General features: G+C 71.8%; 17 protein-coding genes. 7 read left to right on the top strand and 10 right to left on the bottom strand.

Annotation, left to right across the window (positions count from 1 at the left end; translation table 11 throughout):
* The first annotated feature begins 2 nt into the window (after positions 1-2).
* From ABD810_RS17460 to ABD810_RS17445, 4 genes are read left to right on the top strand one after another with little or no spacing between them, the layout of a single operon-like run.
* A complete protein-coding gene (locus tag ABD810_RS17460) occupies positions 3-1,445 on the top strand; it encodes an FAD-linked oxidase C-terminal domain-containing protein (RefSeq protein WP_344940633.1) in 1,443 nt (480 codons plus the stop codon).
* Positions 1,445-2,722, top strand: a complete 1,278-nt coding sequence (locus tag ABD810_RS17455) for an FAD-binding oxidoreductase (RefSeq protein WP_344940630.1) — start codon at positions 1,445-1,447, stop codon at positions 2,720-2,722. Before ABD810_RS17460 ends, ABD810_RS17455 begins: the two co-directional genes overlap by 1 nt.
* Positions 2,719-3,993, top strand: a complete 1,275-nt coding sequence (locus ABD810_RS17450) for a (Fe-S)-binding protein (protein WP_344940627.1) — start codon at positions 2,719-2,721, stop codon at positions 3,991-3,993. Before ABD810_RS17455 ends, ABD810_RS17450 begins: the two co-directional genes overlap by 4 nt.
* Before the next feature lie 52 nt (positions 3,994-4,045).
* Positions 4,046-4,786 (top strand): IclR family transcriptional regulator, encoded by a 741-nt coding sequence (locus ABD810_RS17445; RefSeq protein ID WP_344940624.1) that lies wholly within the window; start codon positions 4,046-4,048, stop codon positions 4,784-4,786.
* 41 nt (positions 4,787-4,827) lie between these two features.
* Here ABD810_RS17445 and ABD810_RS17440 read toward each other — a convergent pair whose 3' ends face one another.
* From ABD810_RS17440 to ABD810_RS17430, 3 genes are all read right to left on the bottom strand, one after another.
* A complete protein-coding gene (locus ABD810_RS17440) occupies positions 4,828-5,619 on the bottom strand; it encodes a VOC family protein (RefSeq protein ID WP_344940621.1) in 792 nt (263 codons plus the stop codon).
* 131 nt (positions 5,620-5,750) lie between these two features.
* Positions 5,751-6,698: an SPFH domain-containing protein gene (locus ABD810_RS17435; protein WP_344940618.1), complete on the bottom strand. Its 948-nt coding sequence runs from the start codon at positions 6,696-6,698 to the stop codon at positions 5,751-5,753.
* A gap of 71 nt (positions 6,699-6,769) precedes the next feature.
* The gene (locus tag ABD810_RS17430; protein ID WP_344940615.1) at positions 6,770-7,267 is read right to left on the bottom strand and encodes a hypothetical protein; all 498 of its coding nucleotides are present in this window, start codon (positions 7,265-7,267) and stop codon (positions 6,770-6,772) included.
* Positions 7,268-7,360: 93 nt separating this feature from the next.
* Between ABD810_RS17430 and ABD810_RS17425 the strand changes: the two genes are divergently transcribed.
* The 3 genes from ABD810_RS17425 to ABD810_RS17415 are packed head-to-tail and all read left to right on the top strand — an operon-like array spanning position 7,361 to position 9,751.
* On the top strand, positions 7,361-8,041 hold the full coding sequence (locus tag ABD810_RS17425; protein WP_344940612.1) for a response regulator transcription factor: 681 nt from the start codon (positions 7,361-7,363) through the stop codon (positions 8,039-8,041).
* On the top strand, positions 8,038-9,315 hold the full coding sequence (locus tag ABD810_RS17420; RefSeq protein WP_344940610.1) for a sensor histidine kinase: 1,278 nt from the start codon (positions 8,038-8,040) through the stop codon (positions 9,313-9,315). Before ABD810_RS17425 ends, ABD810_RS17420 begins: the two co-directional genes overlap by 4 nt.
* Positions 9,316-9,361: 46 nt before the next feature.
* Positions 9,362-9,751 (top strand): PepSY domain-containing protein, encoded by a 390-nt coding sequence (locus tag ABD810_RS17415; protein ID WP_344940607.1) that lies wholly within the window; start codon positions 9,362-9,364, stop codon positions 9,749-9,751.
* Positions 9,752-9,801: 50 nt separating this feature from the next.
* On the opposite strand, the gene ABD810_RS17410 is transcribed toward ABD810_RS17415, so the two are convergent.
* From ABD810_RS17410 to ABD810_RS17380, 7 genes are all read right to left on the bottom strand, one after another.
* Complete coding sequence (locus ABD810_RS17410) at positions 9,802-10,539, bottom strand: HNH endonuclease family protein (protein ID WP_344940604.1); 738 nt, start codon at positions 10,537-10,539, stop codon at positions 9,802-9,804.
* A gap of 189 nt (positions 10,540-10,728) precedes the next feature.
* Positions 10,729-11,091, bottom strand: coding sequence for a phosphomannose isomerase type II C-terminal cupin domain (locus tag ABD810_RS17405; RefSeq protein WP_344940601.1), 363 nt, complete (start codon positions 11,089-11,091; stop codon positions 10,729-10,731).
* Between the two features lie 100 nt (positions 11,092-11,191).
* Complete coding sequence (locus ABD810_RS17400) at positions 11,192-11,950, bottom strand: SDR family NAD(P)-dependent oxidoreductase (RefSeq protein WP_344940598.1); 759 nt, start codon at positions 11,948-11,950, stop codon at positions 11,192-11,194.
* Positions 11,951-11,988: 38 nt separating this feature from the next.
* Positions 11,989-14,277 (bottom strand): tetratricopeptide repeat protein, encoded by a 2,289-nt coding sequence (locus tag ABD810_RS17395; protein ID WP_344940595.1) that lies wholly within the window; start codon positions 14,275-14,277, stop codon positions 11,989-11,991.
* A gap of 135 nt (positions 14,278-14,412) precedes the next feature.
* The gene (gene dapF / locus ABD810_RS17390) at positions 14,413-15,258 is read right to left on the bottom strand and encodes a diaminopimelate epimerase (RefSeq protein WP_344940591.1); all 846 of its coding nucleotides are present in this window, start codon (positions 15,256-15,258) and stop codon (positions 14,413-14,415) included.
* Between the two features lie 11 nt (positions 15,259-15,269).
* Positions 15,270-16,187, bottom strand: a complete 918-nt coding sequence (miaA, locus tag ABD810_RS17385) for a tRNA (adenosine(37)-N6)-dimethylallyltransferase MiaA (protein WP_344940588.1) — start codon at positions 16,185-16,187, stop codon at positions 15,270-15,272.
* The gene (locus ABD810_RS17380; protein ID WP_344940585.1) at positions 16,187-16,714 is read right to left on the bottom strand and encodes a methylated-DNA--[protein]-cysteine S-methyltransferase; all 528 of its coding nucleotides are present in this window, start codon (positions 16,712-16,714) and stop codon (positions 16,187-16,189) included. The genes miaA and ABD810_RS17380 overlap by 1 nt, the downstream gene beginning before the upstream one ends.
* Positions 16,715-16,780: the final 66 nt, after the last annotated feature.

Below are 16,780 nucleotides of genomic sequence, written 5' to 3'. Positions count from 1 at the left end.
CCATGGCCGAGCTGTCCGGCCACTTCCTGTCGATCCTGGGTCCCTCAGGAGTGATCACCGACCCGGTGCGGCTGCGCACCTACGAGTGCGACGGGCTGTCGTACCACCGCGCGACCCCGGCCATCGTCGTGCTTCCCGAGACGGCCGAGCAGGTGGCGGCCGTGGTGCGGGCGTGCGACCGCACCGGCACCCCCTTCGTCGCGCGGGGCTCGGGGACCGGCCTGTCCGGCGGGGCGCTGCCGCGCACCGACGGCGTGCTGATCGTGACCTCGCGGATGCGCCGGATCATCGAGATCGACGTGGCGAACCGGCGGGCCGTCGTGGAGCCGGGCGTGACCAACCTCGCGATCACCGAGGCCGCGCGCCCGTTCGGGTACTACTACGCGCCCGACCCGTCCAGCCAGCAGATCTGCTCGATCGGCGGCAACGTCGCGGAGAACTCCGGCGGCGCCCACTGCCTGAAGTACGGCTTCACGGTCAACCACGTGCTCGCGATCGAGCTGGTCACCCCGGACGGCGAGATCGTGGAGCTCGACGCCATGGACCCGGGTTACGACCTGCTGGGCGCCTTCATCGGCTCGGAGGGCACCCTCGGCATCGCCACCAAGATCACTGTACGGCTGTCGCGCGCCCCCGAGGTGGTGACCACGCTGCTGGCGGCGTTCGGGAACGTCGAGTCGGGCGGCCGGGCGGTGTCGGCGATCATCGGCGCGGGCATCGTTCCCGCGGCCATCGAGATGATGGACGCGCTGGCCATCGAGGCCGCCGAGGCTGCGGTGCGGTGCGACTACCCGCCCGGGGCGGGGGCGGTGCTGATCGTGGAGCTGGACGGGCCGAGCGCCGAGGTGGCCCACCAGTTCGCGCAGGTGGAGCGGCTCTGCCAGGAGAGCGGGGCCTTCGAGCTGCGCATCGCCGACGACCCGGCCGAGCGGGCGGCGATCTGGAAGGGACGCAAGTCGGCGTTCGCCGCGGTGGGCCGCATCAGCCCCGCCTACCTCGTGCAGGACGGCGTGGTGCCGAGGACCGCCCTGCCCAGGGTCCTCGCGGGCATCGAGGAGTTGGCCGCGCGGCACGGCATCCGCGTGGCGAACGTCTTCCATGCCGGAGACGGCAACCTGCATCCCCTCGTCCTGTTCGACGACGCCGAGGAGGGGGCGGGCGAGCGGGCCGAGCTGGTGTCCAGCGCGATTCTCGACCTGTGCATCTCGTACGGCGGGTCGATCACCGGGGAACACGGGGTCGGGGTCGACAAATCCCGATATATGCCGAAGATGTTCACGCCGGAGGATCTGGACACCATGCAGCTCGTGCGCTGCGCCTTCGACCCCAAGGGCCTGTCCAACCCCGGCAAGATCTTCCCTACTCCGCGGTTGTGCGGGGAGGCCCCCGGGGTGCGTAAAGGCGTGCATCCCCTTGTGGCCTCCGGAGAGGCGGAACTGTTCTGATGACCCTCTCCCCCTCCCCCGGCGAGGCCCTCGCCGCGAGCGGTGTCACGATCCGCGAGGCCGGCCCGGACGACGCCGTCTCCGGGGTCGCGCCCCGCTGGGTCGCCCTGCCCGAGACCACCGGCGAGGTGGCCGCCCTCATGCGGGTGGCCGCCGAGCAGTCCCTCACCGTGGTACCGGTGGGCGGTGGCACCAAGCTGCACTGGGGCCCGCCGCCCACCCGCTGCGACCTGCTGCTGGACACCTGCTGCCTGAACCAGATCCTGGAGCACGTCGCCGGCGACCTGGTCGTCCGGGCGCAGGCGGGGGTGACCACCGAGGCCCTGGCCGCGGCCCTCGCCGGCGCCGGCCAGCAGCTCGCCCTGGACGTCCCGGTCGACGGGGCCACCATCGGCGGCACGCTCGCCGCCGGCACCGCCGGCCCGCGCCGCCTGCGGTACGGCACCGCCCGCGACCTGCTGATCGGGATCACGGTCGTCCTCGCCGACGGCACGGTCGCCCGGTCGGGTGGCAAGGTCGTCAAGAACGTCGCGGGCTACGACCTCGGCAAGCTGTTCACCGGTTCCCAGGGCACGCTCGGCGTGATCGCTGAGGCCACGTTCCGGCTCCACCCGCTACCTGCCTCCCGTGCCTGGATCACGACGACCGTCCCGGACCTGCGGGCCCTGCCCGACATCGCCGTCATCGCCGGTTCCCAGCTCGAGCCCAGCGCGCTGGAGATCGACCGGCCCGACCTCCACGGCCCCCTCACCCTGGCCGCGCTCGTGGAGGGTGTGGCCGCCGACGAGCGGGCGAAGGCCATGGGCGAGCTCATGGGAGAGGCCCGCATCGGCTCAGAGCCTCCGGTGTGGTGGGGACGCCTGCCCGGTGAGGAGTTCCTGCTGGAGCTGCGCGTCCCGCCCGGTGCGGCCGTACCGGCGCTGGCGGCGGTGCTCCGCACGGCCGAGGAGGCCGGGGACCTCCCCGTCCGCGTCCGGGGATCGATCGCCTCGTCGATCATCCAGCTGGCCCTTCCCCCGGACACCTCCCCACCGACCGCGGAGATCTTCGTATCGGCCCTCCGTTCCGGCCTGGCCCCCCATGGCGGGAGACTGGTGGTGTGGACCGCACCCCCGGAGGCCGCCTCACGGCTCGACCGCTGGGGACATGTCGGGGCCGCCACGCTGATGCGGCGGGTGAAGGAGCGCTTCGACCCCGAAGGGCGCATGTCACCCGGAAGGCTCGTCGGTGAGGCGCCGCCGGCCGCGCCACGGCGCGTGAGGAGCGAACGGTCATGAACCCCGAGCTGATCAAGGACTGCGTGCACTGCGGGTTCTGCCTGCCCGCCTGCCCGACGTACGCCCTGTGGGGCGAGGAGATGGACTCGCCGCGCGGGCGCATCCACCTCATGATGCAGCACGTCGAGGGCACCCCGCTGACCCCCGAGATGGCCGGTCACTTCGACGCGTGCCTGGGCTGCATGGCCTGCGTCACCGCCTGTCCTTCAGGGGTGCGCTATGACGTGCTGATCGAGTCGACACGGGCCGAGGTCGAGCGGGTCCACCCGCGTTCCCGAGCCGATCGCGCCTTTCGTGCCCTGGTCTTCGGGCTGTTCCCCTACCCGCGGCGGCTACGGGCGCTGCGCCTCCCGCTGAAGCTGAGCGAGCGGCTCAGGCCGCGCGTGCTTCCCCTGCTGGCGCGGATCGATCCCCGGCTCGCCGCCATGGCCGACCTGGCCCCTCCGGTCGCCCCGCGGATACGGCTTCCCCACCGGGTCGAGGCCCGGGGCGAGCGCCGGGCGGTGGTCGGCATGCTCACCGGGTGCGTGCAGGCCGAGTTCTTCCCCAAGGTCAACGCGGCCACCGCGCGGGTGCTGGCCCTTGAGGGATGCGACGTGGTGATCCCTCCCGCGCAGGGCTGCTGCGGCGCGCTGTCGGTCCATTCCGGGCGTGCGGAGGAAGCGGCCCGCTTCGCCCGCCGGACCATCGAGACGTTCGAGCGCGCGGGTGTGGACACCGTGATCGTGAACGCCGCCGGTTGCGGGTCGAGCACCAAGGAGTACGCCGAACTGCTCGCCGGTGACCCCGACTGGGCAGCCAGGGCGCGGGCGCTGCGCTTCCTGGACTTCGCCGAGTTCCTGGCCGAGCTGGGCCCGGCGGCCGAGCGCCATCCACTGCCCATCACGGTCGCCTACCACGACGCGTGCCACCTGGCCCACGCCCAAGGGGTGCGATCGCAGCCCCGGGCCCTGCTCGCGACCGTCCCTGGGCTGCGGCTCAAGGAGATCCCGGACGCGTCGATGTGCTGCGGCTCGGCGGGCACCTACAACCTGTTCCAGCCGGAGGCCGCCCGGGACCTGGGCGACCGCAAGGCGGAGCAGGTGCTGACCGTCGCGGCCGACCTGCTGGTCTCCGCCAATCCCGGGTGCACGATGCAGATCGCCTCGGCCGCGCGCAGGCAGGGGTCGCAGATCCGCGTCGCCCACACCGCCGAGGTCCTCGACGCCTCTCTGCGCGGCCTGTCCCCCGCCGCTCTGGGCCACTCCATGCGCCAGGGACGACCGCGGTGAGCGTGGCGAGGGCGCAAGGGGCCGAGGCACCCATGCGGGTGGAGCAGGCGCGATGAGCACGGTGCAGAGCGTCGACCGGGCGCTGGACGTGCTGGAGGCGCTCGCCGACCAGGGCGGTGAGGCGGGCCTGTCGGAGATCGCCGCCCGCACGGGCCTTCCGTACGGCACGATCCACCGGCTGCTGCGGTCGCTGCTGGCCCGGGGGTACGTCCGCCAGGAGTCCGACCGCCGCTACGCCCTGGGCAGCGCCCTGGTGCGGCTCGGCGGGGCGGCTGAGCGCATGGTGGGCGTGTGGGCGCAGCCCTATTTGGAGAAGATGGTCGCCCTGTCCGGCGAGACGGCGAACCTCGCCGTGCTGGAGGGCGACTTCGTCGTCTACGTCGCCCAGGCCGCGTCCCCCCGGCGGCTGCGGATGTTCGCCGAGGTCGGCCGCAGGGTGCTGCCGCACAGCACGGCGGTGGGCAAGGTCCTGCTGGCGGAGCGGGCCGACGCGGCCGCGATCCTGGCGCGCACCGGCCTGCCGCGCCGCAGCGAGCGCACGATCACCTCGGCCGAGGCGATGCTCGCGGAGCTGGAGCGGGTGCGGGCGCAGGGCTACGCGATGGACTTCGGCGAGGAGGAGGCCGGGGTCAGCTGCCTCGCCGTGCCGGTCCGCGACGGCGGCCGGGTCATCGCCAGCATGTCCATCTCGGGTCCTGAGGACCGCATCGAAGCGCTCGACCGGGACGCCCTGGCGGCGGGCATGCGCGAGATCGCCGGCCACTTCGGCGCGGAGGTGAGGCCCTCTCGGTGAGGCCCCCGGAGTCGGTCACCCGACGGGGCCGAGCGGGGCGTCTACCCGGTGAAGCGTTCGTCGTGGTGCTGGCAGATCGCGAAGAGGGCGCCTGTGGGGTCGGCCGCCATCGCCACCCGGCCATGGGGCATGTCGTACGCCCTGACCAGCACCTCTCCTCCCACGGGAGCGATGCGGGCTTCGGTGGCGTCGCAGTCGTCCACGGTGAAGTAGGTCTTCCAGTGCGCCGGAACCCCCTCCGACTCGTAAGGCATCCGCAGCCGCCCGCAGACAGGCTCGTCGCCGATGCTCCAAATGACGTAGTCGTAGTCGATCCCGTCGCCGATCTGGTCCTGCTCGTAGCCGAACAGCGCCTCGTAGAACGGGTCCGCCACCTTGGTGTTCCTGGCGTAGAGCTCGCTCCAGCACATGCCGCCGGGCTTGGCGTACAGGCGCGACCCGATGAGGGTCTCCGCCTGCCAGAGCCCGAAGGTGGCTCCCTCGACGTCGACGGCCGTGGCGCACCGCGCCAGATTGGACAGCATCGAGGGAAGGATGACCAGCTTGCCGTTGTTGGCCTCGACGCGCACGGCCGAGGCCTCCAGGTCGGAGGTGGCGAGGTAGGTCGTCCACGCCGCCTTGACGGACGACAGGCCGACGGCCGGAGGGGTTATGCCCGCGACCGGCTTGTCGTCCACCAGGCACACCGTGTAGTTCCAGACCCGAGGACCGAGGTCCTTGCAGGTCCAGCCGAACACCTCGCGGTAGAACCGCGTCGCCGCCTCGGGATCGTCGGTGGTGAGCTCCGGCCAGCAGGGGGCGCCGTCGGGGTACGGGCCGCGCTCCGGTATCACAGATCCCCCAGGACGTCACAAATGCGTCTATAAGGGCATACTTGCACCACCGGCCTGTGGGTCCGCTCACCACCTCCCCATGCTTGCCGATATCCCGGCCCATCCCCTGACCTCGGCAAGCATTCAGCAGGTCAGCGGGACTGCGGGGTGATGTTAATGGACCCGTTCTGCGGCACCGGCACGACCTGGACCCGGCCGTCCTGGATGGCCTTCCACAAGATGGCGCCCTGCGGCCCGAGCACCCCGACCAGGTCCTTGATGGACTCGAGCTCGGTCTTGACCTTGGTGTTGATCTGCTGCTGGGCGAGGTTCTGCTGCTTGGCGGCCTGCTCGGCGGCGAGCGCGTCGATCAGGCTCTGCGGCGGCTCGGGCTTCTGGATCGTGAGCACGACGTCGCCGCACTCGCCCGTGCCGGCGTAGTTGGGCTGGCAGAAGTAGTCGGCCCCGGCCGTCTCCTTGATGAACTGCCGGGCGAGCTGGCCGACCCGCTGCTCCCACTGCTGCTTGACGCTGGGGTCGTTGAACAGCTTCTTCCACTCGAACTCCTGCGAGGCCGCGTCCATGGCGCGGTCGAGCGGCTGCTTGAAGTAGAAGTTGAGCATGCGGCGCCATCCGTCGGACTCGCCGCCGTCGAAGTACGACCGGTACTTCAGGCCGATCTTCTCGTGGAACTGCCTGAGGGTCTCGCAGGAGGTGTTGAGCGTGAACGTCGCGGAGCCCGCCACGTCCAGCTGGACGTTGTCCTTGGACACGATGCTGATCTGCTTGGACTCGGAGTCCTGGGAGCCGGAGAAGTCGAACGTGCGCTGCCCGAAGGGATAGGAGTAGGAGGTGTCCCCCGGGCCGAGATAGGTCGCCCCGCTGGAGGGGTTGACGCACTTCACGAACTTGATCGCCTCGAAGGGACCGCCCGCGTAGTGCAGCCTGACCTCGTCGGGCGCCGTGCTGATCTTCGTGCAGCCCGCGGCGAGGAATCCGAGGACCACGATCGCGATGACGGCCAGCAGCGCGCCCCTGAGCGCGAGCCGGCGGCCCCGCCTCTCCACTACCTGGTCGTTCGCGGTTTTCCTTGCGCTCATCGTCGGCCGTCCTTTATCGCATCTTTACGGACGGCCGATCCTAGAGCACCCGCTCGGAACGCGAAGGTCACTCAGTCGATCTTGATCGAGGGAACGGGATGCCCTTCCGAGCAGCGGATCTCGATCTCGCTCCGTACGTCGCCGCGTTCGAACCGCACCCGTACCTTGTCGCGCGGCCCGCGCTCGGCGTCCTTGACCTCGTATCCCTGAGCCGGAGTCCATGAGTACAGGGTCGCCAGACCATCGGTGCAGCCCGCGACCACGACCCCGCCCCGCGTCGAGATCGCCTTCCGCCGCCCCGTCCCGGCGGGACGCTCCGAGCGCGTCGCCGCCGGCGAGGGAGAAGGGCTCGCCGTGGCGGACCCGCTCTCGGAAGGAATGCTCTCGGTCACGGAAGACGGCGCGGGCGAGGCCTCGAGGGCCCGTCGGACGTCGGCGGGCGAGAGCGCGCCGGCGGTGGATCGGGTGATCGACTCTCCGAGGAAGGCGGTCACCACGACGCCGGCGCCGGTGGCGATCAGCCCGACGACCAGCCATCCGGCCACGATGGGAAACAGACGCCGGTTCATGCGCTGATCCTCCCTGCCCCTTCCCTAAGGCCGGGTTAATGGCCCCATAACGGACTTCTGCCAACGACCATGGACCGGTTAGCGTATCCGCACATGGCCAACGTTCTGCTCGTCGAGGATGACGCGACGATTCGTACCGCCCTCATGAGAGGCCTGCGTGACCGGGGTCACGCCGTCTCCTCCGCCCCCACGGCCCTCGACGGCCTGCGCCAGGCCATCGCGGAACGCCCCGACCTGGTGGTGCTCGACCTCGGGCTGCCCGACCTCGACGGCACCGAGATGCTGCGGATGCTCCGGGCCGTCAGCCGGATCCCGGTGATCGTGGCCACCGCGCGGGACGGCGAGGCGGAGATGGTCCGCCTGCTGGACGCCGGCGCCGACGACTACGTGGTCAAGCCCTTCAGCGCCGCCCAGCTCGACGCACGCGTGCGCGCCGTCCTGCGCCGCACCGGGGACGACCGGGCCGACTCCTCGGTGACGGTGGGCACCCTGCGGCTGGACCCCCGCAGCCGCGAGGCGGTCCTGGACGGTGCCCCGCTCGACCTCACGCCACGCGAGTTCGACCTGCTGCACTACCTTGCCTCACGGTCCGGCCAGGTGGTCACCAAGCGGGAGCTGCTCACCGAGGTCTGGCAGGTCCCCTATGGCGGGGCCGACAAGACCGTGGACGTCCACCTGTCGTGGCTGCGCCGCAAGCTCGGCGAGACCGCGCAGGAGCCCCGTTACCTGCAGACCGTGCGCGGCGTCGGCGTCAAGCTGGTCGAGCCGTCATGAGGCGGTGGCTGGCTCTGCTCGTGGCGGCCACGACCTCGCTGGTGCTGATCGCCCTGCTCGTCCCGCTCGGCCTCCTCGTCCGCGCGCTGGCAGAGAGCAGCGCGGTCACCCAGGCGACCGCCGAGGCGCAGTCCGTCGCGGCGTCCGTGGGCACGGCCGACGCGGACGGCCTCGCGCTGACCGCCGAGCGCACGTCGGCGTCCAGCGGCCACGACATCACGGTGTTCCTTCCCGGCGGGACCGTCGTCGGGTCCCCCGCGCCCCGATCACCGGCCGTCGAGCTGGCCGCGCGCGGCCAGAGCCTCACGGCGCAGACCGCCTCCGGCCTGGAGGTCCTGGTCGCCGTGCAGGGCCTTCCCGGCGGTACGGCCGTGGTCCGCGCCTTCCTCGGCGAGGAGGACCTGCGCCAGGGTGTGCGCGAGGTCTGGCTCGGGATGCTGGTGCTCGGGCTCGCGCTGATCGCCGTGGGCATCCTGGTGGCCGACCGCCTGGCGCTCGCACTGACCCGCCCCATGACCGGGCTGGCCCGGGTGTCCCACCGGCTCGCCGCCGGCGACCTGACCGCGCGCGCCACACCGGGCGGGCCGGTGGAGGTGCAGGATGTGGGGCTCGCGCTGAACCACCTGGCGGGGCGGATCAGCGACCTGCTCGCCGAGGAGCGCGAGACCGCGGCCGACATCTCCCACCGGCTGCGCACGCCGCTGACCGGGCTGCGGCTGGAGGCCGAGTCGCTGGCCGACCCGGAGGAGGCGGTGCGCCTCGGCAGCCGCGTGGACGCTCTGGAACGCGCCGTGAGCTCGGTCATCACGGACGTACGCCGGCGCTCGCAGGAGAACGCGAGCTGCGACGCCGCCGCGGTCGTGGCCGAGCGCGTCAGGTTCTGGTCGGTCCTGGCCGAGGACCAGGGCCGGCCGATGGAGCTGGACCTCCCCCGGGGGCCGCTCACCGCGGGTGTCAGCGCCGCCGAGCTGTCCGCCTGCGTCGACGCGCTGCTCGGCAACGTCTTCGCCCACACCCCCGAGGGCGCCTCCTTCGCCGTACGGCTGGCGCCCGCGCCCGGCGGCGTACGGCTGGAGGTCGCCGACTCCGGACCGGGCTTTCCCGGAGGCGGTGAGGCGGGAGACCCCCTGGAACGAGGGCGGAGCGGTGCGGGGTCGACCGGGCTTGGCCTGGACATCGCCCGGCGGACGGCCGAGGCCTCGGGCGGTTCTCTGCTCCTGGACACCTCCCCCGGAGGGGGCGCCATGGTCGTCGTCGTCTTAGGAGCTCCTTAACGTCGCCGAAGCGCGGGCTTAGCGTGATCCCGGCGAGGGTGGGCGCATGACGAACACACAACGCATCAGCAAGGCCGCCAAGCTGACCGTCGCCGGCGCCGGGGTGCTCGCCCTCCTCGGCGCAGGAGCCGTCACGGCCTCCGCCGCCGCGCAGCCCACCGCCGCGACCGCCGTCTCCACCGTCTCCACCGTCTCCACCGGGACGGCGGTCGCGGGCACGGCCACCGCGACCTCCGCGGGCATCACCTACCGGCAGGCGATCAAGATCGCCAAGAAGCGGGTTCCGGGCGCCCGGGTCACCAAGGTCGAGCGCGAGTGGGAGCACGGCCACCGAACCTGGAAGGTGGAGCTGAAGAAGCGGCACACCGAGTACCGCGTCTACGTGTCCATCAGGACCGGCAAGATCGTGAAGTTCCGGCAGAAGCACGACGACTAGCAGGCCGTGCCGTGGCGGGCGGGAGGGTGCCCGCCACGGCCGCGGTACCGCTACGCGCACTGGGCGAGCATGGCGTCCTTGTCGGGACTCGTGACCGGGAGGTCGTACTTCAGCGCCACCTGCGCGAAGCGCACGGCGTAGGAGCAGCGGATGCCCTTGGAAGGGGGAAGCCAGCTCGCCGGCCCCGAGTCGCCCTTGGAGGAGTTGGTCCGGCCGTCGACCGGCATGAGGTTCAACGGGTCGTTGGCGATCTGCACGCGCTTGGCCTTGCTCCACCGCGACGCGCCCATCTGCCAGTCGTACGACAGCGGCATGACGTGGTCGATCTGCACCTCGGCGGCGTCCTGCTTCCTCCACTCGATCGTCCTGCCGGTGTAGGGATCGTGGAGCGTCATCTCCACCAGGACGCACTTGGAGCCCGACCGGTATTTCAGGTCCTCGCCGTCGCGTGCCAGGACGTCGTTCCTGGTGTCACAGCCGTTGTGCGCGAACGGGATGTCCTCGGCGTTGTCGGCCCAGGCGTATCCGAACTCGTCGCGGTCGTAGCCCGTCTTGGCGCCGCGCCCCTTGGTGGGCACCTTCTCGATCAGCTTGACCGCCGCGGCGCGGTCCTTGTCCGACTTGATCACCGCGAGGCCGCGTTCGGTCCCCTTGGGGTTGTCCAGCGGATTGACACCGGTCGAAGCGCCGCCCTTGTCACCGGAGGCCGTGTCGCCGCCCCCACCGGCGCTCTCGGCGTCGATGGGGCCGCACCCCGCCAGCATGACGGCCGCCACGACTCCGGCCACGATCGCGCGAAATCCATGCAGGCGCACTGCCACCCCCAGGTAAAGGAAAAGTAATACCTAGGTATAGCAACTACCCGTGAAAGCCGCGATTACGGCTCGAGCCGGGAGAAACACGCCTACCAAGGTAGATCGACTGAGTTCCTGGGGGAGGCGGAGCAATGAGCCTGCCGGGGCGACCGGGATCGTCCGCTACGCCCGGCCGTAGGCGTCGTCGAGACGCTCGATGTCGTCCTCGTCGAAGTGGCCGAACGCGACCTCGAGAATGCGCGTCGCGGGGCCGGAGGAGCTGAGCCGGTGGGTCTGTCCCGCGCGGATCAGCACCCGGTCGCCGACCGACGGCTCGATGCGCTCACCGTCGATCTCGAACACCGCGCCGGGGTCGAGCGCGACCCAGAGCTCGTCACGCAGCTTGTGCCGCTGGAGGCTGAGGCGCTGCCCTGCCGCGACCTGGATGATCTTGACCGTGGACGTCTCGTTGTGGGTGAACCGCTCGAAGCCACCCCACGGGCGCTCGTCTCGGACCACCGCGGCGAGCCGGTCTATCTCCAGCACTGTCCCTCCAGGTGAATATGTGAGTGCGACTCTCGCACCGTCGGATGAAAGCGCGTGACCGCTGGGGGACGCCCCGGCGGGCCGGCGCCGAGCATCGGGGTCATGTGGTGAGGAACCCACCGTCCACCGGCAGCACCGCCCCGGTGATGTAGGAGCCGGCGTCCGATGCCAGGAAGACGGCGGCGGCCACCAGCTCCATCGGGTCGCCGATCCGGCCCATGAGGACGCGCTGCTCCAACTGCCGGTCGAGATAGCCGGGAAGGTAGGTGGAGGTCATCTCCGACTCGAACAGGCCCGGCTCCAGGCAGTTGACCCGGATGCCCCGCCGCCCGGTCCACTGCTGGGCCAGGTCCCTGGTCAGGCCGACGACGGCCGCCTTGGAGGCGCTGTACGCCGCCTGCGGCAGGCCGGCCGTGGTCTCGCCCAGCACGCTTCCGATGTTGACGATCGAGGACCCGGGACGCATGACCCGCGCGCAGGCCTGGGCCATCCAGTAGGAACCGTGCAGGTTGATGTCGACGACCTGCCGGAACTCCTCGGGCGTCTCCCGGAGGGCGGGCACGGCCGTGCCCGCCCCGGCGTTGTTGATCAGGATGTCGACGCCTCCCAGCTCCGTGACCGCGGCCGCCACGAGGGCCTGGCAGTCTTCCGGGCGGGTCACGTCGGTCACGACCGCGACGCAGCGGCGCCCGGTCTCCTCGACCAGACGCCGCGTCTCCTCGAGCCTGTTCTCGCGCCGGGCGCCGATCACGATGTCGGCGCCCGCCTCGGCCAGCCCGCGCGCGAAGGCCACGCCCAGTCCCGAGGACGCCCCGGTGACGATCGCGACCCTGCCGCCGAGCCCGAACCGCTCGAGCATCAGACCTCCCTCTCCGGTCCGCTACACCGGATGGGATTCTAGAGGCCGTACTCCTTGGTGATGCGCTCGTGGCGCTCGACCTCGATGCCGGCGCTGCGCGCCAGGTCGAGCCAGGCGAGCGGATGGCTCCACCGCTCGGTGGCGTCGTCGAGCAGGGCGTCGATCTCGACCGGCTCCACACCCGGCGGCACGGCGATCCAGCCGTACACGCCCTGGAGCCGCTCGCCGGTGGTGGGGTGGGTCACCGAGTAGTTCTCGTCGCTGTAGACCCACATGGGCCAGCCACGCTCGGCCATCACCTCGTTGAACTCGGTCCAGTCGGCCTCGCTGGGAGCGGCGCCGTCGAAGAACCAGCTCGTGTAGCCGCCCGGACGCAGCAGGGCCACACCGGCGAACGGGATGACGTAGCTCTCCTGCTCCTCCTCGGTCTCGGGGACCGGCTCCAGCGGGCGAGGGTCGATCACGACGATGTCACCGGCGTTGTAGTCCATCCCGCGCGGCTGGGGGATGAGCAGCCGGGCGGTGGCGGGGCCGGTGCGCACGGAGAGGACCTCGCGCTGGCTGCCGTCGGAGACGGGCAGGACGACCCGGACGAGATGCCATTCCTCGTCGATGGGGCCTTCGGTCGTGTCGAGCTGCATGCCCAGCTTGGCGGCGCCCTCGCGGACCAGCGGCCAGTCCTCGGCGGCCGTCGCCATGACGATCATGCGCCAGATGTCCTCCTCCTCGCCCTGGTCAGAAGCGACCAGGTCGCGCAGGATGGCAGCGCCCTTGGCGTTGTCGCCGAGCTGCTGGGCCGCTCCCGCGAGCAGGCGGCGGGCCTCCAGCGCGACGGTGCCCTCAGCGCCGGCGGCGAGCGACTTCTCCGCCTCGGAAGTGGTCTCGGCCCACCGGTCGCGAGCGCGGTGCAGCCGGGCCAGCGAGAGGTGCGAGGCCGGCGCGGGCAACATGGCCGCGAACCGCTCGAGTCGCTGGTCCTGCCCCGCCTCCACCAGCACGCCGGTGAGGTAGGCGACGTCCTCCTCCTCGGCGGTGGCCGGGTCGCCGTCCTCGACGATGGTCTTCCAGAGGATGTCGGCGCCCAGCGGCGCGTAGCCGAGGAAGCCCAGCGTCGTGGTGTGGCGGCGCGTGGCCTCCAGATCGGTGCCGGACAGCGGCCAGAGCCAGCCGACCCACCGCTCGGGGTCGGCGTTGTGGCCGTCGGCGGCGTCGAAGTAGGCGACGAGCTCATCCTGGGGGCCCGGAGCCTTGGGCGGCGTGGCCGCCTCCGCGGCGGCACGCAACGCCGCCACGCGCTCGGGCAGCCCGTCGGTCGTGCGCAGCTCGCCCGACCAGGACTCGGCCAGGTCGGCCAGCGCCCGGGCCTGCCAGATGCCCTGCCGCGCCACGGCCAGCTCACCGGCGATCAGGGCCAGCTCGACCCTGCCGTGGTGGACGCCCATGGTCTCGAAGTAGGCCATCCACTGCCGCAGGACGCGTCCGAGCTGCCAGGTGTTGCTGATCACCTGGTCGAGCCGGCGCACCGCGCGCGCCCACTCGACCCAGTCGCGCGGGTGGTCGCCGATGACGTCGAGGTCGGGAAGGGCCTCCAGCGCCTCGGACGGCCGCTCGGCCGTGGCCAGCACCAGCGCGCGCAGCACGCCTTCACGATGCTCCTTGGCCACCGGGTCGTCGGCAGGGAAGTCCCTGGCGGCGTCGAGCTCGACCAGGGCCTCCTGGGTGCGCCCGGCGTTGAGCAGCGCGCGCACGCCCATGGCGGCCAGCTCCCAGCTCACCTGGCCCTCGGCACCCCTGCGCCCGGCGACGGCCGACTCGTAGTAGGCGACGGCCTGCTCCGACTCGCCCGCGTCGGACAGCGCCGAGACGTACTGGGTGGCCAGGCCGCAGAACGCTGCCGAGCCGGGCTCTACGCCCTCCAGGGCCGCGCCCAGCGCGGCGAGGCGCTCCGCGGCGTACCCCGGGCCGTCGATGTTGGCCTGGCACACGGCCAGCGCCTCGACGGCTGCCGGAGTCGAGGGGCAGTCTTTGGTGTCCTCGCGGCGGGCGAACTCCAGCAGGGCCTCGGCGTCGCTGAGCGCGACCGACCCCTGAGCGCGGTCGCCGATGCGGCTGACCAGGTGCCAGTGCCGGGCGAAGAGCTCAAGCCAGGGCAACTCCAGGGCCTCGGCCTGCTGGGCGACCGCCGGCGCCATCACGTCAAGCTGGGCATACCGGCCTTCGAAAGCCTGCGCGGGCAGGTCGCCCAGCGCGATGGCCAGCCCGGTGTTCCCCGATTCGGCCAGTTGCCGTTGGGTGTCTGCGACCCAGGCCCAGATGTCCACGTCCATGGCAGGTCAGTCTGCCAGTTCACAGAGCATGCCCCAAACATGCGGGCGGTGCGGTGGGGAAGCGAGTGATCGCAGGCGCTCACCAGTGCGGGAGATGACGGATGGGTATTGCGGCCCGCACCTGCCGAACAGCGCTCAGGCGAGGGCCAGGGCGGGAAACTCTCCGGAGGCGACCAGGACGGCGGGGCCGGTCAGCTGACTGGTGTTCCCGTCGAGCGTCACCGTGAGCAACCCGCCGAGCACCTCGACCGTCCAGGTGCCCGTCTGCTCCCCCGCCTGGTGGGCCGCGGCCACGGCGGCGGCGACCGCCCCCGTGCCGCAGGAACGCGTCTCGCCGGAGCCGCGCTCGAACACGCGCATCACGACCCGCCGCTCCCCCACCGCGTTGAGCACCTCGACGTTGACGCCCTGGGGGAAGACGGCGGGGTCGAAGCCTGGCTGGGCGGTCAGGTCGAGCCGGGTCACCGGATCGCCGGTCACGCAGGCCAGATGGGGGTTGCCCATGTCGACCACGAGCCCGGTGTACTCGGCGGAGCCGACGGTGGCCTGGCTCTCGCCGAGGATCGACGGCCTGCCCATGTCGACGGTGACGTCACCGGACGAGGCCAGCCGCACCCGCCGGACGCCGGCCCGGGTCACGACGTCGAACTCGCCGGGATCGGCCAGCCCGGCGTCCACGAGATAGCGCGCGAAGACCCGCAGGCCGTTGCCGCACATCTCGGCCACGCCTCCGTCGGCGTTGCGGTAGTCCATGAACCACTCGGCGTCGCCGTGCCGTCCGGCCTCACGGGCCCGGTCGGCGATCTCGACGGCCTCGGCGCTGAGCTTGGCGGGCACCACGCGGAGCACCCCGTCCGCCCCGATGCCGGTGCGGCGGTCGCACAGCGACGTCACCAGCGACGCCGGGAGCTCGAGGCTCCCGTCACGGTCGGGAAGGATGACGAAGTCGTTCTCGGTGCCGTGGCCCTTTACGAAGCGCATATCGCCATAGCTTACGCCGCGACGAGTGCCAGCGCCTGTTCGAGCAGGTCGGGGGCGTCGAAGGGCAGCCACCTGACCCGGGGGTCACGCCGGAACCACGACTCCTGCCGCCGGGCGAACCGGCGCGTCGCCCGGACGGTCTCCTCGCGGGCCTGGTCCTCGGTCCACTCACCGGCGAGGAACCGCAGCACCTGGGCATAGCCGAGCGCCCTGCTCGCCGTACGGCCGCGCGCGAGCCCCCGCCCGGCGAGGACCCGCACCTCCTCGACGAACCCGGCCTCCCACATGCGGTCCACCCGCATCGCGATGCGCTCGTCGAGCTGCGGCCGGGGCACCTGGACACCGATCTGCACGCTGTCGTAGAGCGCGTCGTAGGAGGGCATCGTGGCGGAGAACGGCCGGCCCGACAGCTCGATCACCTCAAGGGCGCGCACGATGCGGCGGCCATTGCTCGCCAGAACGGCCTCGGCGGCCACAGGGTCGAGCTCCTTGAGGCGCTGGTGCAGGGTCTCGGGGCCGACGAGATCGAGCTCGGCCTCCAGCCGGGCACGGATGGCCGGATCGGTCCCGGGAAACTCGAGATCGTCCAGGGCCGCGCGGATGTACAGGCCCGAGCCGCCGACCAAGATCGGCACGGTGCCCGTGGCACGCATGCCGTCGATCAGCGGGCGCACCATGCGCTGGTACTCCGCGACGCTGGCCGTCTCGGTCATGTCCCAGACGTCCAGAAGGTGATGGGGAACGCCGCGCCGCTCGCCGGGCGAGAGCTTGGCCGTGCCGATGTCCATGCCGCGGTAGAGCTGCATGGAGTCGGCGTTGATCGCCTCGCCGCCCAGGCGGAGCGCCAGATCGACGGCCAGGTCGGACTTGCCCGCGGCGGTCGGGCCGACGACGGCGACGACCGGCGGCCCCGCTCCGGTGGGCTCCACTACAGCTCCCAGTCGAGGGTCGGGGGAAGGTAGCCCTCCAGGGTGAGCAGCCAGCGCTTGGACTCGACCCCTTCACCGCCGCTGAAGCCGCCGAGACCGTTCCCCGCGACGACGCGATGGCACGGGACGATGATCGGGATGGGGTTGTTCCCCATGATCGATCCGATGGCGCGGGCCGGCACGCCGGAGCCGCTGCTCTGCGCCAGGTCTCCGTACGTCGTCACCTTGCCGTACGGCACCGTCTCGTACAGCGCGCCCAGCACCTGCCGTTGCAGCGTGGACATCAGGCGCCAGTCGAGGGGGAGGGTGAACTCCCGCAGCTCGCCGGCGAAGTAGGCGGCCAGCTCCGCACGGGCCTGGGCCGTGCGGCCGGGATCGTCCACCTCGGGCACGCCGAGACGGGTGAGCACCTTGCGCCGGGCGCGGGCGCTGTCGTTGAAGTCGATCGCCACCACGCCCTCCCCGGTGACGGCCGCGAGCACGTCGCCGAGCGGTGTCGGCACGCTCCCGAAGGCCACGTCTACCATCTGATCATGTCCATCCGCGCGCTGGTCGTCGGAGGCACGGCGAACACCGCACCCGTCCCTTCACGG

This window comes from Sphaerisporangium flaviroseum, from assembly GCF_039537005.1.
Lineage (GTDB): Bacteria > Actinomycetota > Actinomycetes > Streptosporangiales > Streptosporangiaceae > Sphaerisporangium > Sphaerisporangium flaviroseum.
This window is presented reverse-complemented; position numbering and strand designations above follow the sequence as displayed.

Coding starts and splice junctions, on each gene's coding strand:
- ABD810_RS17380 (WP_344940585.1), bottom strand. CDS start 16,714: ATGGTAGACGTGGCCTTCGGGAGCGTGCCGACACCGCTCGGCGACGTG.
- ABD810_RS17455 (WP_344940630.1), top strand. CDS start 1,445: ATGACCCTCTCCCCCTCCCCCGGCGAGGCCCTCGCCGCGAGCGGTGTC.
- ABD810_RS17450 (WP_344940627.1), top strand. CDS start 2,719: ATGAACCCCGAGCTGATCAAGGACTGCGTGCACTGCGGGTTCTGCCTG.
- ABD810_RS17430 (WP_344940615.1), bottom strand. CDS start 7,267: ATGAACCGGCGTCTGTTTCCCATCGTGGCCGGATGGCTGGTCGTCGGG.
- ABD810_RS17395 (WP_344940595.1), bottom strand. CDS start 14,277: ATGGACGTGGACATCTGGGCCTGGGTCGCAGACACCCAACGGCAACTG.
- ABD810_RS17415 (WP_344940607.1), top strand. CDS start 9,362: ATGACGAACACACAACGCATCAGCAAGGCCGCCAAGCTGACCGTCGCC.
- ABD810_RS17425 (WP_344940612.1), top strand. CDS start 7,361: ATGGCCAACGTTCTGCTCGTCGAGGATGACGCGACGATTCGTACCGCC.
- ABD810_RS17445 (WP_344940624.1), top strand. CDS start 4,046: ATGAGCACGGTGCAGAGCGTCGACCGGGCGCTGGACGTGCTGGAGGCG.
- ABD810_RS17460 (WP_344940633.1), top strand. CDS start 3: ATGGCCGAGCTGTCCGGCCACTTCCTGTCGATCCTGGGTCCCTCAGGA.
- ABD810_RS17420 (WP_344940610.1), top strand. CDS start 8,038: ATGAGGCGGTGGCTGGCTCTGCTCGTGGCGGCCACGACCTCGCTGGTG.
- ABD810_RS17435 (WP_344940618.1), bottom strand. CDS start 6,698: ATGAGCGCAAGGAAAACCGCGAACGACCAGGTAGTGGAGAGGCGGGGC.
- ABD810_RS17400 (WP_344940598.1), bottom strand. CDS start 11,950: ATGCTCGAGCGGTTCGGGCTCGGCGGCAGGGTCGCGATCGTCACCGGG.
- dapF (WP_344940591.1), bottom strand. CDS start 15,258: ATGCGCTTCGTAAAGGGCCACGGCACCGAGAACGACTTCGTCATCCTT.